At 75.1% G+C, this 17,058-nt stretch carries 18 protein-coding genes; 2 read left to right on the plus strand and 16 right to left on the minus strand.

Features of this window, described 5'->3' with window-relative positions; genetic code table 11:
• Window positions 1-5: 5 nt before the first annotated feature.
• On the minus strand, window positions 6-1,220 hold the full coding sequence (locus tag AB0P06_RS19090; RefSeq protein WP_363608727.1) for a sensor histidine kinase: 1,215 nt from the start codon (window positions 1,218-1,220) through the stop codon (window positions 6-8).
• Between the two features lie 168 nt (window positions 1,221-1,388).
• Here AB0P06_RS19090 and AB0P06_RS19095 point away from each other — a divergent pair, with 168 nt between their 5' ends.
• Together AB0P06_RS19095 and AB0P06_RS19100 are read left to right on the plus strand one after the other, a co-directional pair.
• Window positions 1,389-2,465, plus strand: coding sequence for an ABC transporter permease (locus tag AB0P06_RS19095; protein WP_363608729.1), 1,077 nt, complete (start codon window positions 1,389-1,391; stop codon window positions 2,463-2,465).
• On the plus strand, window positions 2,462-3,142 hold the full coding sequence (locus AB0P06_RS19100) for an ABC transporter ATP-binding protein (RefSeq protein WP_363608731.1): 681 nt from the start codon (window positions 2,462-2,464) through the stop codon (window positions 3,140-3,142). The genes AB0P06_RS19095 and AB0P06_RS19100 overlap by 4 nt, the downstream gene beginning before the upstream one ends.
• A gap of 85 nt (window positions 3,143-3,227) precedes the next feature.
• Here the strand turns inward: AB0P06_RS19100 and AB0P06_RS19105 are convergent, their stop codons facing one another.
• The 15 genes from AB0P06_RS19105 to AB0P06_RS19175 all read right to left on the minus strand — a co-directional run bounded on the left by AB0P06_RS19105 (window position 3,228) and on the right by AB0P06_RS19175 (window position 16,958).
• The gene (locus AB0P06_RS19105) at window positions 3,228-3,938 is read right to left on the minus strand and encodes a GntR family transcriptional regulator (RefSeq protein WP_363608733.1); all 711 of its coding nucleotides are present in this window, start codon (window positions 3,936-3,938) and stop codon (window positions 3,228-3,230) included.
• 367 nt (window positions 3,939-4,305) lie between these two features.
• Entirely contained in the window at window positions 4,306-5,259 is a 954-nt protein-coding gene (locus AB0P06_RS19110) for an ornithine cyclodeaminase family protein (RefSeq protein ID WP_363608735.1), read from the minus strand.
• Window positions 5,256-6,302 (minus strand): proline racemase family protein, encoded by a 1,047-nt coding sequence (locus AB0P06_RS19115; protein ID WP_363608737.1) that lies wholly within the window; start codon window positions 6,300-6,302, stop codon window positions 5,256-5,258. The genes AB0P06_RS19110 and AB0P06_RS19115 overlap by 4 nt, the downstream gene beginning before the upstream one ends.
• Window positions 6,302-7,666: an aldehyde dehydrogenase family protein gene (locus AB0P06_RS19120; RefSeq protein WP_363608738.1), complete on the minus strand. Its 1,365-nt coding sequence runs from the start codon at window positions 7,664-7,666 to the stop codon at window positions 6,302-6,304. The genes AB0P06_RS19115 and AB0P06_RS19120 overlap by 1 nt, the downstream gene beginning before the upstream one ends.
• 20 nt (window positions 7,667-7,686) lie before the next feature.
• Window positions 7,687-8,691 (minus strand): proline racemase family protein, encoded by a 1,005-nt coding sequence (locus tag AB0P06_RS19125; RefSeq protein ID WP_363608740.1) that lies wholly within the window; start codon window positions 8,689-8,691, stop codon window positions 7,687-7,689.
• 82 nt (window positions 8,692-8,773) lie between these two features.
• Window positions 8,774-9,682 carry a dihydrodipicolinate synthase family protein gene (locus tag AB0P06_RS19130; protein WP_363608742.1) on the minus strand — a complete coding sequence of 303 codons (909 nt, stop codon included), beginning with the start codon at window positions 9,680-9,682 and terminating at the stop codon, window positions 8,774-8,776.
• A 90-nt stretch (window positions 9,683-9,772) separates the two neighbouring features.
• The gene (locus AB0P06_RS19135; RefSeq protein WP_363608744.1) at window positions 9,773-11,227 is read right to left on the minus strand and encodes an NAD(P)/FAD-dependent oxidoreductase; all 1,455 of its coding nucleotides are present in this window, start codon (window positions 11,225-11,227) and stop codon (window positions 9,773-9,775) included.
• On the minus strand, window positions 11,208-11,522 hold the full coding sequence (locus AB0P06_RS19140; RefSeq protein ID WP_363608746.1) for a (2Fe-2S)-binding protein: 315 nt from the start codon (window positions 11,520-11,522) through the stop codon (window positions 11,208-11,210). The genes AB0P06_RS19135 and AB0P06_RS19140 overlap by 20 nt, the downstream gene beginning before the upstream one ends.
• 133 nt (window positions 11,523-11,655) lie before the next feature.
• Window positions 11,656-12,819: an FAD-dependent oxidoreductase gene (locus AB0P06_RS19145; RefSeq protein WP_363608748.1), complete on the minus strand. Its 1,164-nt coding sequence runs from the start codon at window positions 12,817-12,819 to the stop codon at window positions 11,656-11,658.
• A gap of 170 nt (window positions 12,820-12,989) precedes the next feature.
• Entirely contained in the window at window positions 12,990-13,880 is an 891-nt protein-coding gene (gene tatC / locus AB0P06_RS19150; protein WP_363608750.1) for a twin-arginine translocase subunit TatC, read from the minus strand.
• A 124-nt stretch (window positions 13,881-14,004) separates the two neighbouring features.
• A complete protein-coding gene (tatA, locus tag AB0P06_RS19155; protein WP_363608752.1) occupies window positions 14,005-14,322 on the minus strand; it encodes a Sec-independent protein translocase subunit TatA in 318 nt (105 codons plus the stop codon).
• Window positions 14,323-14,535: 213 nt separating this feature from the next.
• Window positions 14,536-14,712 (minus strand): hypothetical protein, encoded by a 177-nt coding sequence (locus tag AB0P06_RS19160; protein WP_363608754.1) that lies wholly within the window; start codon window positions 14,710-14,712, stop codon window positions 14,536-14,538.
• Window positions 14,713-14,748: 36 nt separating this feature from the next.
• Window positions 14,749-14,979, minus strand: coding sequence for a hypothetical protein (locus tag AB0P06_RS19165; protein WP_363608756.1), 231 nt, complete (start codon window positions 14,977-14,979; stop codon window positions 14,749-14,751).
• A gap of 3 nt (window positions 14,980-14,982) precedes the next feature.
• The gene (locus AB0P06_RS19170; protein ID WP_363608758.1) at window positions 14,983-15,939 is read right to left on the minus strand and encodes a WYL domain-containing protein; all 957 of its coding nucleotides are present in this window, start codon (window positions 15,937-15,939) and stop codon (window positions 14,983-14,985) included.
• Window positions 15,936-16,958: a WYL domain-containing protein gene (locus AB0P06_RS19175; RefSeq protein WP_363608760.1), complete on the minus strand. Its 1,023-nt coding sequence runs from the start codon at window positions 16,956-16,958 to the stop codon at window positions 15,936-15,938. Before AB0P06_RS19175 ends, AB0P06_RS19170 begins: the two co-directional genes overlap by 4 nt.
• Window positions 16,959-17,058 lie beyond the last annotated feature (100 nt).

Here is a 17,058-nt window from a genome sequence, read left to right on the forward strand (position 1 = left end):
CTCGGTCACGGACGCTCCTCGACAGCGGCGACGGGCAGCAGCACGGCGAGCGCCGTCCCCTCCCCCGGCGCGGACTCCACCGCGAAGGTACCGCCCAGCGCCCGCGCCCTCGCCCGCATCGACGGCAGCCCGAACCCGCCGTCCCCCTCCCCCGCCGCCGCGCCGGAGGCGACCGCCGCCGGGTCGAACCCGGCCCCGTCGTCCAGCACGTCCAGCGCCACCTCGCCCTCCATGTAGCTCAGCGTCACCTCTGCGTGCGAGGCCCGCGCATGCCGGACGGTGTTTCCGAGCGCGGACTGCGCGATCCGCAGCAGCGCGACCTCCTGCGGCACCGGCAGCCGCACCGGATCGCCCGCGACATGCAGCCGGACGGGCAGACCGCTGTGCGCCGTCGTGGTGGCGCAGAGCCGTTCGAGGGCGAGGGGCAGGGAGCCGCCCTCCAGGTCGGGCGGGGTGAGCGCGCGGACGAAGCGGCGGGCCTCGGCGAGGCTGTCCTGGGCGGCCTGCCGGGCCTGCTCGACATGGCCTGCGGCGGCCTCGGTGCGCTCGGGCAGGGCCCGCTGGGCCGCGCGCAGCAGCAGCTGGATGCTGGAGAGGCTCTGGGCCAGGGTGTCGTGGATCTCCCGGGCGAGGCGCTCCCGCTCGGCCAGCACCCCGGCGGCGTGGTGGGCGGCGGCGAGGTCGGCGCGGGCCTCGGTCAGTTCGTCGATGAGCCGGCGCCGCTCCTCGCTCTCCCGGTAGAGCGCCTGGTAGCCGAAGACGGTGGCCACCGCGACGGCCCCGCCGAGGGCCGGTCCGATGGCCGCGGCCAGGCTGAGGATGTGCAGGTGCCAGGAGTACGCGGTGATCGCGGCCACCGCGGTGAGCCCGACGGCGACGAGCCCCGACCGGCGGCCGAGCAGGTGCAGCTCCAGGAAGTAGAGCGGGAAGGCCAGCCAGACCCCGTCCGGGGTGGCGATCAGCACCCCGACCCAGGTCACGCCGAGCAGTGCCAGCCAGAGCGCGGCGGCCCGCCGCGACCGGCGGACGGCGCCGACCAGCGGGCCGGCCGCGTAGACGGCGGCCATCGCGGTGGCGGCGGCGATGACGGCCGCCGGGTCGCCGCCCCGGCCGACCACGGCGCGGGCGACGGCGAGCGCGAGCAGGCCCGCCACCAGCAGGTGCAGGCAGACCTGGAGTACGCGGGCGACGGGGGTGGTGCGGAATCGTTCGGTCGCCATCCGTCCAGCCTAGGATCCGCACCCGTCCTCAGGCATCAATCAAAAGGTTGAACTCCGCTCCTCACCTTTGATGCCGGGGATCCAATCCCCCGGGCGATGCCCCTCCGGCCCCTCCTCCGCCACTGTGGTGAGCGTCGGGGAAGAGCCTCACGGAAGAAAGGGCCATTCGTGTTCGTCGCCTGGAGGGATCTGGGGTTCGCCAAGGGGCGGTTCGCCCTGATGGGGACCGTCATCGTGCTGATCACCGTACTGGTCGGCCTGTTGTCCGGTCTGACGGCCGGGCTGGGGCGGCAGAACATCTCCGCGATCACCGGCCTGCCCGCCGACCAGCTGGTCTTCTCGAAGCCGGCCGACGGTCAGAAGCTCTCCTTCACCGACTCCCAGGTCACGCCCGAACAGTGGCAGGGCTGGGCCCGGACGCCCGGTGTCACCGCCGCGGAGCCGCTCGGCATCACCACCACCAAGGCGGCCGCCGACCGGCGCACCGCCGCGCTCTCCGCCTTCGGCGTCCCGGACGGCTCCGGGCTGGCCCCGCAGGGCGCGCTGATCGCACCCGGTCGCGCCGTCCTGTCCGAGGCCGCCGCCGAGGACCTGGGCGGCCTGCGGCCCGGCGCGAACTTCAGCCTGGCCGGCCACCCGCTCCAGGTCGCGGCGGTGACCGGCGAGGCCTCGTACAGCCACACCCCCGTCGTCTGGACCAGCCTCACCGACTGGCAGGCGTTCGCCCCGGGCGGCGCCGGGCACGCCACCGTGATCGCCCTGACCACCGCCACCGGTGCGGACCTCGCGACCGCCGACGGCCAGTACGGCACCGAGACCCGTGGCCGGGACGACGCGCTCGCCGCGATCGGCTCCTACACCTCGGAGAACGGCTCGCTGCAACTGATGCGCGGCTTCCTGTTCGCCATCTCGGCCCTGGTCATCGGCGCGTTCTTCACCGTCTGGACGATCCAGCGCAGCGGCGACATCGCGGTGCTGAAGGCGCTCGGCGCCTCCACCCGCTATCTGCTGAAGGACGCGCTCGGCCAGGCCGTCCTGCTGCTGGTGCTCGGCACGGCCGTCGGCACGGCGCTGGCGGCGGCCGTCGGCGCGCTGATCGGCTCGACCGTCCCGTTCGTCCTGGACGCGCCGACCGTCCTGTTCCCGGCCGCCGTGATGATCGCGCTCGGCGCGGTCGGCGCGGCCCTGTCCATCCGCCGGATCACCTCCGTCGACCCGCTGACCGCCCTGGGGAGCGCCCGATGAGCCTGCACCTCGACCACATCACCCTCACCTACCCGGACGGCGACGGCCGGCTCACCGCCCTGGACGAGGTCTCGCTCACCGTCCCGAAGGGCTCGATCACCGCGGTGGTCGGCCCGTCCGGCTCCGGCAAGTCCAGTCTGCTGGCCGTCGCCGCGACGCTGATCACCCCGGACTCCGGCCGGGTGGTGGTGGACGGCGTGGAGACCACCGGCCTGGGGCGGGCCGAACTCACCGCGCTGCGGCGGCACCGGATCGGCATCGTCTTCCAGCAGGCGAACCTGCTGCCCTCACTGACCGCCGCCGAACAGCTCCAGGTGATGGCCCACCTGGACGGCCGCTCCCCGCGCGCCGCTCTCCCCCGGGCCCTCGAACTCCTCGACGCCGTCGGCCTGCGCGCCCAGGCCGCCCGCCGCCCGAACCAGCTCTCCGGCGGTCAGCGCCAGCGCGTCAACATCGCCCGCGCCCTGATGAACGACCCCACCGTGCTGCTGATCGACGAGCCCACCAGCGCCCTGGACCACGAGCGCGGCGCCGCCGTCATCGACCTGGTCACCGAGCTCACCCACCGCCGGGCCACCGCCACCGTCCTGGTCACCCACGACCGCACCCACCTGACCGCCGTCGACCGGATCGCCGAGGTCCACGACGGCCGCCTCACGACTCCGGCGGTGGCGTGACTACTTCTTCACGGCGAGGACGTCGTCCACCGACAGCGTCACCGACGCCCCGATCGACTCCGGCAGCGTGAACGACTGCCGCCCCCTACCGCGCCCGCAGGCGCAGCGCCGGACGGTCCGCCTCGGTCTCCTCCTGGCCTGCGGCCCAGAGGGAGCGGACGTGGCCGAGGTGGCGGGCCATGCAGGCCTCGGCGGCGTCGGCGTCGGCGGAGATCATGAGGTCGAGGAGCTCCAGGTGCTCCTCGGCGGAGGAGACCAGCTCGCCGCGCTGGTCGAGGCGGTTGAGGCCGTAGAGGCGGGAACGCTTGCGCAGGTCGCCGACGACCTCGACCAGGCGGGCGTTGCCGACCAGACCGAGCAGGTCGAGGTGGAACTGGCGGTCGGCCTCCAGGTAGCCGATCAGGTCGTGCTTGCGGGCGGCGGCGACGATCGCCTCGGCCTGCGGGCGGAGCCGCTCCAGCTGCTCGGGGGTGGCGGTGCGGGTGACCCGGCCGACGGTGGGGACCTCGATCAGGGCGCGGATCTCGGTGAAGTCGTCGAGGTCGCGCTCGGTGAGTTCGGTGACCCGGAAGCCCTTGTTGCGGACGGCCTCGACCAGGCCCTCGCGGGCGAGGTCGAGCATCGCCTCGCGGACGGGGGTGGCGGAGACGCCGAAGTCGGCGGCGAGGGCGGGCGCGGAGTAGACCACGCCGGGGCGGAGTTCACCGGAGATCAAGGCGGCCCGGAGGGCGTGGGCGACCTGATCGCGCAGCCGCTCCTGGACGGAGATCAGAGTGCGGGGTTTGAGGTCGGCCATGGTGTTCCTCCGGAGGTTGCAGAACACCAGTGTACAATGTCACGTTACGTTGAGTGTGCAACAGTCCGCGATTCGGGCGGCCCACCGGACGGCCCGGCACACCGGTCACCGACGCCATGGTGGCAGCGGCCGCCGCGCGTGGCAACGGGCGATACCGCACTCCCTGCCCCACCCCTCCCCGAACAGCCCGACCCGCTGCCCGGCATCCGCCGCCGGGCCGGTGGAACGCGGAAGCGGCCGGCACGGCGGGGGATCCCTCCCCACCACACCGGCCGCGGCCTCCGGCCGTCCCGTACAACACCGAACCACCACCCGGGGTAACGGGCCCGGGCGTCAGCCGGTGGCGGGGCCGCGCCTCACGCGTTCATCACAGCCCGATCCGGTGGACCGCCGCCGCGACGGCGAGGTCCTGCCAGGCCATGCCGACGCTCTTGAAGAAGCGCGGCCGGTCCGACGGCACCGGCACCTCGCCGCGCACCAGCTCGGCCAGGTTCCAGAGCGGTTCGTCGCCCGTGACACCCGCCATCAGCAGGTCGCCGGCCTCCCGCAGCGCGGCGGCCCGCGCCTCCACGTACAGCTCGGCGCGGCGGACCAGCACGCCGTCCACCTCCCGCGCCTGCGGCTCGTGCGAGCCGACCGCCGCCACGGCGGCGTGGTCGGGCACCAGCGCCCCGTCGAACAGCGGGGTACGGGCGGTGGTGCAGCAGACCACCAGGTCGGCCTGGGCCACCGCCTCGGGCGTCCCCACCGCGGCGTCCAGCCCGCGCGCCCGGGCGTACCGGGCCAGTGCCTCGGCGGGCGCCGCACTGCGGGCGACCACGGTGAGCCTGGTCAGCGACCGGATGCCGAGCAGCGCGTCCAGATGCCCGTACGCCTGCGGTCCGGCGCCGAACAGCACCAGGTGCGCGGCGTCCGGCGCGGCCAGCCGGCGCAGCGCGACGGCGGTGACGGCGGGCGTGCGCAGGGCGGTCAGGGCGGCGCCGTCCAGCAGGGCGACGGGCTGGAGGGTCGGCCCGTCCAGCAGCAGGTAGCTGCCGGTGATCCGGGGCAGCCCGATGCCGGGGTTGGCGGGCGCGACCCCGGCGATCTTCACCCCGGCGTACTCCGCCGAGGCCGCCGGCATCAGCAGCAGTTCCCCGGCGGGCACCGGCACCGCCGACCGGGCGGGCGCGGTCTCCGGGTCCAGCCCGTCGAGCAGCACCCGCTCGATCGCGTCGGCGGCCTGGGTGGGCGTCAGCCCGGCGGCGCCCGGCGCGGCGTACTGGAGCGGCTCAGCCGCCGCGCCGGACAGGGTGGGGGCCTCGCGGCGGTCGGCGGTCACAGCAGGAACCCCGTTCCCAGCGTGTCGTCCCCGTCGAGCAGGAAGCGGTGCTCGCCGGTGCGGTGGGCGGTGCCGGTGACCTCGGTGACGACGCCCCCGGCCCGCGGGTCGCCGCCGGGCAGGACCCGGCCGGTGAAGACGGTGCCGATGACCGACTCGTGCCACAGCTCCTCGCCGGGCGCGAGCCGCCCCTCGGCGGCGAGCACGGCGAGCCGCGCCGAGGTGCCGGAGCCGCACGGTGAGCGGTCGATCTGGCCGTCGGCGAAGACCGTGACGTTGCGCTGGCTCAACCGCTTGCCGACGTCCGGCAGTTCGTCGTACAGGATGACCCCGTAGACGCCGGACAGCCGTGGGTCCTCGGGGTGGGCGACGGCCTCCGAGCCGGCCAGCGCGGCCCTGATCTCCCGCCCCACGGCGGTGAGTTCGGGCAGCAGCCCGGGCTCGACCGACAGGCCGAACGCCGCCGCCGGCACCGAGGCGTAGCAGGCCCCGGCATGCGCGACCGCCACCTCCACGGTGCCGCGCGAGGTCTCCACCGGCAGCTTCAGCGCGCTCACCCGGGTCGGCACGTTGCGGAAGGTCACACCGGTGGTCCGGCCGCCCGCACGGTGCACCAGGGCGGTGACCCGCCCGGACGGGACGTCGATCCGCACCCGCGCCACGCCGTCCTCGGGCGCCGCGACGAGCCCGGAGTCCACCGCGAAGGCGCCGAGCGCGATGGTGCCGTGCCCGCAGGCCGTGGAGTAGCCGTCCTTGTGCCAGAACAGCACCCCGAGGTGCGCCTCGTCGTCGTCCGGCGGCACCAGGAACCCGCCGTACATGCCCGCGTGCCCGCGCGGCTCGCGGGTGAGCAGTTGCCGCACCTGGTCGAGCGCGCTCGGCCGGGGCGCGGTCGCCGTACCGCCCGCGCCGATCGCGACGGCCCGCCGCTCGGCGACGCCGTCGCCGGGGATCACCGGCGCCCCGCCCACCACGATCCGGAACGGCTCACCGGCCGTGTGGTAGTCGACCGTCTCCACCACGCCCTCCACCACGCCGGTCATCACGCACCCCCGGCCGGGAGCAGGGTGACGGTCCGGCTCGCGGTGTAGAAGTCCAGCGCGGCCCGGCCCTGTTCGCGGTCGCCGTGGCTCGCGCCCTTGGCGCCGCCGAACGGCAGGTGGAAGTCGACGCCGCTGGACGGCGCGTTGACCCGGATCATGCCCGCGTCCAGCCGGTCGGCGGCGGCGAGCGCGGTGTCCAGGCTGCGGCTGTGCACCGAGGTGGCCAGGCTGTGCGGGGTGTCGTTGGCCAGCGCGATCGCCTCGTCCAGGTCCGCGGCGGGCAGCAGGACGGCGATCGGGCCGAAGAACTCCTCGCGCCGCAGCGGGTGTTCGGCGGGCACGTCGGCGAGCAGGGTCGGCTCGACGTACCAGCCGGCCCGCTCGGGCACCGCCCCGCCGGTGAGCACGGTGGCCCCCTCGGCGCGCGCCGAGGCGACGGCTCCGGTGAGCCGGTCGCGGGCGGCGGCGGAGATGACGGGCCCGCAGGCCGTGTCGTCGACCAGGCCGAGCGCCTTCACCAGCGCGGCGCGCAGCGGCTCGTACGCCTCGCCGACGGCGATCACCCGGCTGGTGGCGGTGCACTTCTGCCCGGCGTACCCGGCGATGGCGGCCGCCAGATGGGCCGCGGCCTGCTCGATGTCGGCGTCCGGCAGGACCAGCGCGGCGTTCAGGCCGCCCAGTTCGGCCTGGACCGGCACCCCGCGCCCGGTGGCGGCGTGGACGACGGCCCGGCCGACCCCGGTCGAACCGGTGAACGACACCACGTCCGCCGCGTCGACCAGCGCCTCGCCCTCCTCCGCGCCGCCCGGCAGCACCGTCAGCACGCCCTCGGGCAGGCCCGCCGCCGCGGCCAGCTCGGCCAGCCGCAGCGCGCACGCGGTCGCCTCCGGCGCCGGCTTGAGCACGGCGGTGTTGCCGACGGCCAGCGCCGGCGCGGCCTTCCAGGTCGGGATCGCCAGCGGGAAGTTCCACGGCGTGATCAGCCCGGCGACACCGTACGGGCGGCGCCGGGTGAGCAGCAGGCCCGGTCCGGCGGCGGGCTCGTGGACGGCGCCGGACGGCTCGAAGGGCGCCTGCGCGTAGTAGCGCCAGATCGCGGCGGTCCTGGCGACCTCGCCGCGCGCCTCGGCGAGCGGCTTGCCGACCTCGCGGACGATCAGCGCGGTCAGCTCGTCGGCGTGCGCCTCGACGGCCTCGGCGATCCGGGTGAGCGCGGCCGAGCGGGCCGCGGCGCCGGCCGCGTGCCAGCCGGCCTGCGCGGTCCTGGCCCGTCCGACGGCGGCCCGGACGGCCTGCGCGCCGGGCGCCTCGACCGCGAGGACGAGGTCCGCGGGGTCGGCGGGGTTGAGGGAAGTGATGGTCACAGCGGGAACCCTTCGGTGGTTCAGAGCAGGAACCCGGCCGGGAACGGGTCGCTCGGGTCGAGGAAGTACTGGGCGGTGCCGGTGATCCAGGCCCGCCCGGTGACGGTGGGCACCACGGCGGGCCGCCCGGCCACCTCGGTCTCCTCGACCAGGCGGCCGGTGAAGGTCGTCCCGATGAAGGAGTCGTTGCGGAAGTCCTGGCCGAGCGGCAGCTCGCCGCGCGCGTGCAGCTGCGCCATCCGGGCGGAGGTGCCGGTGCCGCAGGGCGAGCGGTCGAACCAGCCGGGGTGGATGGCCATCGCGTGCCGGGAGTGCCCGGCGGTGGAGCCGGGGGCGAGCAACTGGACGTGGTGGCAGCTGTGGATGGACGGGTTCTCCGGGTGCACCGGCCGGTCGGGACCGGCGTTGACGGCGTCCATCAGGGCCAGGCCGGCGTCCAGGATCTCCTGCTTGCGCTCGCGCTCGAACGGCAGCCCGAACTCGGCGAGCGGCAGGATCGCGTAGAAGTTGCCGCCGTAGGCGAGGTCGTAGCCGACCGTGCCGTAGCCGGGCACCTCGATCTTGCGGTCCAGGGCGACGGAGTAGGAGGGCACGTTGCGGATGGTCACCGCCTTGGCGGCGCCGTCCTCGACCAGCACCTCGGCGATCACCAGCCCGGCGGGCGTGTCCAGCCGGACGGTGGTGACCGGCTCCACCACCGGCACCATGCCGGTCTCGACCAGCACCGTGGCGACGCCGATGGTCCCGTGGCCGCACATCGGCAGCAGGCCGGAGACCTCGATGTAGAGCACGCCGTAGTCGGCGTCCGGGCGGGTCGGCGGCTGCAGGATGGCGCCGCTCATCGCGGCGTGGCCGCGCGGCTCGTACATCAGCAGGGTGCGGAAGTGGTCCAGGTGCTGCTGGAAGTGCACACGCCGCTCGGCCATGGTGGCGCCGGGGATGATGCCGAAGCCGCCGGTGATGACCCGGGTCGGCATGCCCTCGGTGTGCGAGTCGACGGCGTGGAACACGTGGCGGCTGCGCATGGGTGGCGACTCCCGTCGGGGTGGGGTGGGTGGGCCGGGGGCCGGCTGCCCCCGCAGCCGGCCGGTCCTTGGGGTGTTCGTGCTACGCGAGGCCCTCGGCCAGCGCCTTCTCGGTGGCCGCGCGGACGGCCGCCTCGATCTCCGGGGTGAGCGGCAGGCGCGGCGCGCGGGTCGGGCCGCCGGGCCGCCCGGCGATGTCCATCGAGAGCTTGATCGCCTGGACGAACTCGGTCTTGGAGTCCCAGCGCAGCAGCGAGTGCAGCGCCTTGTAGAGCGGCAGCGCGGTGTCCAGGTCGTGCTCGACGGCGGCCCGGTAGAGCGCCACACTGGCCTCCGGCAGGGCGTTCGGGTAGCCGGCGATCCAGCCGACGGCGCCGGCCAGGGCCAGCTCCAGCAGCACGTCGTCGGCGCCGATCAGCAGGTCCAGGCCGGGGGCCAGCTCGGCGATCTCGTACGCCCGCCGGACGTCGCCGCTGAACTCCTTGACCGCCACGATCGAGCCCTCGGCGTGCAGCTGCGCCAGCAGCGCGGGCACCAGGTCGACCTTGGTGTCGATGGGGTTGTTGTACGCGACGATCGGGATGCCCGCCCTGGCCACCTCGGCGTAGTGCCCGCGGACGGCGGTGTGGTCCGCGCGGTAGGCGTTCGGCGGCAGCAGCAGGACGGAGCCGGCGCCGGCCTCGGCGGCCTGCTCGGCCCAGCGGCGGGACTCGGCGCTGCCGTACGCGGCCACACCCGGCATCACGCGGGCGCCGTCGCCGGCGGCCTCGACCGCGACCTCGACGATCCGGACGCGCTCCTCGTCGGTGAGGGTCTGGTACTCGCCCAGAGATCCGTTGGGGACGACGCCGTCGCAGCCGGACTCGATCAGCCAGCGGACGTGGTCGGCGTAGGCGTCGTAGTCGACGGAGAGGTCCGGGCGCAGCGGGATCGTGGTGGCGACCATGACGCCGCGCCAGGGACGGGTGGCGTCGTACGCGGTGTTGGACACAGATGACTCCTTGGTGAGGTGTGACATTTTATTAGAGGGCGACGCCGGAGGCAAGAGCCCCCGGCGGCGAGTTCGTCGGTCCGCCGGCGCTCAGCCGTCTTCGGGCCCCGGCCCGGCGGCGAGCTGCGAGAGCGGCACCGGGCAGGCCAGCGGTCGCCGGTCGGCCGGCACCTCGCCGCCGCCCGAACCGCCGTCCGAACCGCCGTCCGGACCGCCACCGGCCAGGCAGGCCACCGCCGGACCGCACATCCGGCCCTGGCACCAGCCCATCCCGGCCCGGGTGAGCAGCTTGACGGTCCGCGCGTCCCCCGCGCCCAGCTCGTCCACCGCCTCGCGGATCGCGGCGACGGGGACCTCCTCGCAGCGGCAGACGTCGGTGTCCGGGCGCAGCCACTCCGTCCAGCCCGGGCCGGGGCGGTGCGCGGCGGCCATCAGCCCGGCGAAGGCCCGCAGCCGGGCGCGGCGGCGCAGCAGCGCGGCGCGCACCGGGCGGTCGGCCACCGCGTGCGCGGCCAGCTCGCCCTCGGCGATCGCCAGGTCGGCGCCGCCGACGCCGCAGGTCTCGCCAGCCGCCCAGAGACCGGGGACGGTGGTGCGCAGCCGGGCGTCGACCTTGAGCGCGGCCGTACCGTCCGGGGTGGTCCTGGTCTCGGCGCCCAGCTCGGTGGCCAGTTCGATCTGCGGCAGCAGGCCGTGGCCGACGGCGAGGGCGTCGCAGGCGATCCGCCGTTCGGTGCCGGGCACCGGCCGCCAGTCGGCGTCCAGCCGGGCTACCGTGACGGCGGTGACCCGGTCGGTCCCGTGCGCCTCGACCACGGCGCTGCGCCGGCGCAGCCGGACGCCGTGGCGCAGCAGCGCGGCGCCGTGGCCGGCCCCCTCGACGAGCTTGGCCGGGACGGCGGCCAGCACGCCGGGGCGCCGGGCGTAGCCGAGGTAGTCGGTGGCCTCGACCACCGCGGGCACCTCGGCCCCTGCGGTGACCAGCGAGGAGGCGGCCGCGAGCAGCAACGGTCCACTGCCGGCCACCACGATCCGCCGGCCGGGCAGGACCAGGCCGGCCTTGAGCATGGCCTGCGCCCCGCCCGCGGTGACCACCCCGGGCAGTGTCCAGCCGGGGAACGGCAGCTGTCGCTCGTACGCGCCGGTGGCGAGCAGCAGGGCGGCGGCGCGGACGGTCGCCCGGTCGCCGGCCCCGGGCCCGAGGGTGGCGTGCAGCACCCACCCCGTGTCGCCGGCCCGCTCGGCCGCCCACACCTGGTGGCCGCCGAGGAAGTCGACCCGGCCGGCGGTCTCGTGGGCGGCGAGCCGGTCCGCCAGGCCGGTGTAGACCGACCAGCCGTGGTGCAGCCGGTCGGGCCGGGCGGCGCCGAGGCCGGGCGCGGGGTGGCGGTAGTACTGGCCGCCGGTGCGCGGGCCCGCGTCCAGCAGGGCGCAGCGCAGACCGAGGTCGGCGGCGGTCACGGCGGCGGCGAGCCCGGCCGGGCCGGCCCCGATCACGGCGAGGTCGTAGGACCGCTCCTGGCGGTCAGACGGCGAGGTCGGCACGGCCGTTGCCCTCCTGGGTGGTGACGGTGGTGCCGGGCTCGGCGGGGAGCAGGCAGGTGCGCTGGTTGGGGCGGCCGTCCACGGTGGCCAGACAGTCGAAGCAGGCGCCGATCCCGCAGAACGCCCCGCGCGGCCGGCCGGCCACCCGGGTGGTGCGCCAGGCGAGCACGCCGTCGGCCCAGAGCGCGGCGGCGATCGACTGTCCCGGCAGTGCGGGGACGGGCCGGCCGTCGAACTCGATGGTGTGGGCGGGGCCGGGTTCCGCCCCGACCAGGGCGGCGGGGGTACGGCGCATCAGCGGGTTCTCCGTTCCAGGTTCTCGGTCTCGGCTCAGCGGCTCAGCGGCTCAGCGGCTCGGCTGTTCGGCTGTTCGGCGGGTTCGCGGCGGTTCGGGCACGGTGCGAGGTGGTTCCGGTCCGTCGCACGGTTCACGAGCCGGCCGGGAACCGGTCGGCCCGGAACGGTTCGAGGTCCAGCCCGGGCCGTTCGCCGGTGAGCTGCCGGCTGATCAGCAGCCCGGTCGCCGGAGCCAGCCCGATGCCCGCGCCCTCGTGGCCGCAGGCGTGGTACAGCCCGGGCACCCGCGGGTCGGCGCCGATCGCGGGCAGATGGTCCGGCAGGTACGGGCGGAAGCCCCGGTAGGCGCGCAGCACGCTGACGTCCGCCAGGACGGGGAACAGCGCGGCCGCCTGCGCGGCGAGCCGGTGCAGCACCTCCACCGAGAGGGTCCGGTCGAAGCCGACCCGCTCCCGGCTGGCGCCGATCAGCACCGGCCCGCCGGGGGTGCCCTCGACCACGGCGGAGATCTGCAGCGCGGCCGAGCCGCTGGCCACGTCCGCGACGTAGTCGGCCGCGTAGACCTTGCGCCGGACGATCCTCGGCAGCGGTTCGGTCACCAGGACGAAGCCGCGCCGGGGCAGCACCGGCAGGTGCACACCGGCGAGCGCGGCCAGTTCGCCGCCCCAGGTGCCGGCGGCGTTGACCACGGCGGGCGCGTCCAGCCGCCGCCGGTCGGTCTCGACGCCGAGCACGGCCCCGTCCGTTCCGGTCCGCACCGCCCGGACGGTCTCGCCGGTGTAGAGCAGGGCACCGTCCCGCCGGGCGACGCGCAGCAGGTGGGCGGCGGCCAGCGCGGGCTGGACCTGGGCGTCCTGCGGGTAGAGGAAGCCGCCGGCCAGCCCGGGGGCGAGGTGGGGTTCGAGTTCGCGCAGCCGCTCGCCGGGGATCTCCTCGGCGGTGACGCCGGCCGTCGCCTGCTTCTGGGCGAAGGCCCGCAGGGCGTCCTGCCGGGCCGGGGTGGCGGCGACCACCAGGCCGCCCTTGGGCTCGTACTCGACGGCGGGGCCGAGGACGGGCACCAGCTCCTGCCAGAGCCCGGCGCTGAACAGCGCGAGGTCGAGCTCGGGGCCGGGCTCCTTGTCGGAGACCAGCAGGTTGCCCTCACCGGCACCGGTGGTGCCACCGGCGACCGGCCCGCGGTCGACGACGGCGACGGCGAGTCCGGCGCGGGCGGCGTAGTACGCGCAGGCGGCGCCGACCACACCGGCACCGACCACGAGGACATCCAGGGGAGGTCTCTGGGACTTGGACACGGCAGTAATATGTCACATGCCATCGAACCTGCCAAGAGCCCCCGCCGTCCGGCCACGAGCAACCCGGCCGACCCCGCAGCAGAGCCCCGGCCTGCGCGAACCCCCCGGCCGACGCAAGAGCCCCGGCCCGCCGGAAGACGGCGGACCGGGGCTCAGGGCGCGTCAGGGCCTCAGGTGATGTCGTCCATCTGCTCGTGCCGGGCGGCCGGTACCGGAGCCCCGGCGACCGGCGTGACGGACGCCTCCACGGCCTCCGCCCCGGCCACCGGCTGCACCGAGAGGTCCAGCTCCGAGGCCTCCTCGTCGCTCAGCCCGAAGTCGGGGTTGCGACGCGCCTTCCGCCGGTCGTTGATCATCGCGATGGCCACGGCGACGAAGTACAGCCCCCAGATCGGCGCGGCCAGCGCCAGCATGCTCAACGGGTCGGCGCTCGGCGTGGCGAAGGCGGCGAACACCGTGATGCCCATGATCATGCCGCGCCACCAGCCCAGCAGGCGCTTGCCGGTGACCATGCCGACCATGTTGAGCATCACGAGCAGCAGTGGGAACTCGAAGGCCAGGCCGAAGACCAGCACCATCCTGGTGGCGATGTCGAAGTAGTCCTCGGGCGGCAGGATCGGGGTGGTGCCGTTCGGGGTGAACGAGATCAGCACCTCGACCGTGGTCGGGAGCAGCAGGAACGCGCAGCCCACACCGGCCAGGAACAGCGGCGCGCCGCAGGCCATGAAGATGACGGTGTACTTGCGCTCGTGCCGGTGCAGACCGGGCGCCACGAAGGCCCAGACCTGGTACAGCCAGATCGGCACGGTGGCGACCACGCCCGTCGTCAGCGACACCTTGAGCATCCAGGTGAAGCCGGCGGTGAGACCGATGTTGGAGACCTGGGCGCACTTGCCGTCGTACTTGAAGGCCGTCTCCGGCGTGCACTGCGGCAGTGGCTTCAGCAGGAAGGTCTCGATCTGCTTGTGGTAGATCGCCGCGACGATCGTGATCAGCACGATCGCCAGGACCGACTTGACCACGCGGTTCCGCAGTTCCCGCAGGTGGTCGGCGAGGGCCATCCGCCCCTCAGGATCCTTGGGCGCCTTAGACGCCTTGGAGAGCTTGCTCAACCCCGGTCCTCAACTCGTGCGTCGAGGCCCGCCGGTCGACGGGCCTCCCATGATCGCGTGCGTCGCGCGCCGCTCAGCGCGGCCGGCCGCCGTCGGCCGTCGGCTGGGCCGCCTGCCCCGGGACCGATTCGGTCACCGGCCGGGCCGTGGCGGACGCCCCGGGAGCGGCCTGGATGGTCTTCGCCGCGCCGGATTCGACGCTCACGGCGGGCGCGGGCTGCGCCGGCGCGCCCTCGTCCGCGGCACCGTCCGAACGCATCGCCTTGGTCTCGCTCTTCAGGATCCGCATCGACTGGCCGAGCGAACGCGCCAGATCGGGCAGTCGCTTGGCACCGAAAAGCAGAATGGCAAGAACGACGACCACCAGGATCGCAGTCGGCGAGATCCGCATGCTCGACCACCTTCAGTCATGGCGGCACCGGTGGGCCGCCCGCTGCGGGGATGGTAACCGCTGCGGGTGACGCCCTGACGACGGCCGCCCGAACAGGACAGCGGCCCCCAGTCGCACTTCAGGAGCCATCTGAGAGCGTAACGCGCCGCCGCCCCCGCGCAGCAGCCCCGTGCACCAACGGCCGTCCCGGACCGGGGCGGGTCCGCGGGCGGTTCAGCGCCCCGGCACCGCCGCCGCGAGGTCGCCGGCCGCCTCGGCCAGCGCCCGGGAGGCGGCGTCCACCCCCTTGGCCAGCGTCCGCACGTCCAGCCAGAGCCGGATCGCGAGAACGCCGAGGACCAGCAGCCCGGCGGTGGCGAGCAGGACGGCGGCGACGAGCATCCAGGACATGGCCACCACCCTATCCGGCCGCGCGGGAGGCCCCGCTCAGCCCTCCACCGGGACGAGCCGCATGGTGCGCACCCCGGCGCCGGTCAGCGCCGTGACGATCTTCTCCCCGGCCGGCTTGCGCACCGCCGCCCCGCAGAGCGGGCAGCTGAAGCTGTAGTGCGCCTGGGCCGGGGTCCGACCGAGGGTGAGGCGGAACTCGTCCGCCGGCAGGTCCACCTTCTCGCGGCACTCCGAGCAGTACACCTTGAATCTGGTACCGGGCTCCACGGCTCAGACCTGCCCCTCCCGGTAGCCGGCCAGCGCCTCCAGCGCCGCCGACCGCGCCTGCTCCACGAGCTCCGGCGGGGAGACGATCCGCCCGTCCCGGCCGAGCCGCAGCGCCAGCGGGCGCAGCTGCGACGGGTCGGCGCTGCGCAGGGTGATCCGCAGGCCGCCGTCGGGCAGTTCCTCGGCCCGGTCGTGGGTGTAGTACTCGGCCACCCAGCGCCCGCCGGAGGAGACCTCGACGACCACCTCGGGATCGTCGGCGGACGGGTTGACCAGCCCGCCGGAGAGGTCGCGCGGCTCGCGGCGCGGCGGGTCGGAGGGGACGTCCAGCACCTTGATCTCGGCGACCCGGTCGAGCCGGAACATCCGGTGGTCCTCGGAGGTGCGGCACCACGCCTCGAGGTAGGTGTGGCCCTCGGTGAGCAGCCGGATCGGGTCGACCTCGCGCTCGGTCATGCCGCCGCGCCCGTGCGAGTAGTAGCGCAGCCAGAGCCGGCGGCCCTCGCTGAGCGCGCGGTCGATGTCGGCGAAGACGTGGCTCTCGGCCTCGAAGGTGACCCCGACCCTGGCGCTGCCCTCGGCGCTGTCCCCGGCGGCGTTCTCGATCTTGGCGACGGCCCGGGTGAGCGCCTCCCGGTCACCGGCCCGCAGGCCGGGCAGGCCGGCCACCGCGCGGGCGGCGACCAGCAGCGCGGTCGCCTCGTCGGCGGCCAGCCGCAGCGGCTGGGCGACGTCGTCGACGTTGTGCCACCAGATCCGCTCGCCGTCGGTGTCGATGTCGAGCAGATCGCCGCCGCGGAAGCTGGTGCCGCACATCGGCAGCACGTTGAGGTCGCCGATCAGCTCGCGCTCGGTGATGCCGAAGGCACGGGCCACCTCGGCCACCTCGGCCCCGGGGCGCTCGCGCAGATAGGTGACCAGCGAGAGCATCCGGCGGGTCTGGTCGATGGCGTTGCTCATGCCCGCACTCCTTCGGTGGCGGCCGGGCCGGTGGCGGCCGGGTCGTTGACGGCCTCGGCGCCCGGTCCGGCGACGGCGCTCAGCCGGTCGATCACGTCGGCGCGCAGTTCCTCCGGGCCGACCACCAGCACGTCAGGACCGAACTCCGCGAGGTCGGCGCCGAGCCCGTTGCCGTACGGGATCTCCAGCTCGTCCCAGGTCCCGTCGACCCGGCGGCTGCTCAGCGCCTTGGTGCGCAGCGGGAACCCGGCGCCGCGGCGGACCCGGACGGCGGCGGTCGCGGTGGCACCCTCGCCGGCGAACTTGGCGACGGTGGCCCGGACGTCGACGTGCTCGGGGACGGTGCCGAGGAAGGCGCCCGAGCGGGCGCGGACCCTGCCGGTCATCCGGCTGAGCCGGAACACCCGGGCGTCACGCCGGTCGCGGTCCCAGCCGGCCAGGTACCAGTGGCCGCGCCAGCACTCCAGGGCCCAGGGCTCGACCGTGCGCTGCTCGACGGCGGCGGCACCGGCCTTGCGGTACTCGAAGGTGACCGGGCGGCGGTCGCGGGCGGCGGTGAGCAGCGGTTCGAAGGCGCTCTCCCGGGCGGGGATCCGCGGTTCCAGGGCGGTACGGCCCTCGGCCTCGGTGAACGGCACGCCGGCCGCGCGCAGCTTCTGCAGGGCGCCGCTGGCCGCGCCGGACATCTTGGCCTGCTGCCAGACCCGGGCGGCCAGGGTCAGCGCCGCGGCCTCCTCGGCGTCCAGGGCGATCTCCGGCAGCCGGTTGCGGTCGGCGCGGGCGAGGTAGCCGAGTTCGCCGTCGAGGGCGTTCTCGTCCACGTCGATGACCAGACCGAGTTCGCGCAGGTCGTCCTTGTCCCGCTCGAACATCCGGTTGAAGGCGTCCTCGCTGCTGTGCTGCCAGGCCTCGCGGTACGCCTCGATGGATTCCCGCAGCTCCTTCTTGGAGAGCGGACGTCTGGTGTTCATCAGGCACAGGGCGAGATTCATCAGCCGCTCTGCCTTGGCGATCGCCATCGCTGACCCTTCCGGTGTGCCGCGCCGCGCGCGGGGTGCGCCCGCCGGGCATATGTCGACCCGGCGGGACCGACCGTACCGGTAGCGGTACGCGCTGCAA

The organism is Kitasatospora sp. NPDC088351, assembly GCF_040685575.1.
Taxonomy (GTDB): domain Bacteria; phylum Actinomycetota; class Actinomycetes; order Streptomycetales; family Streptomycetaceae; genus Kitasatospora.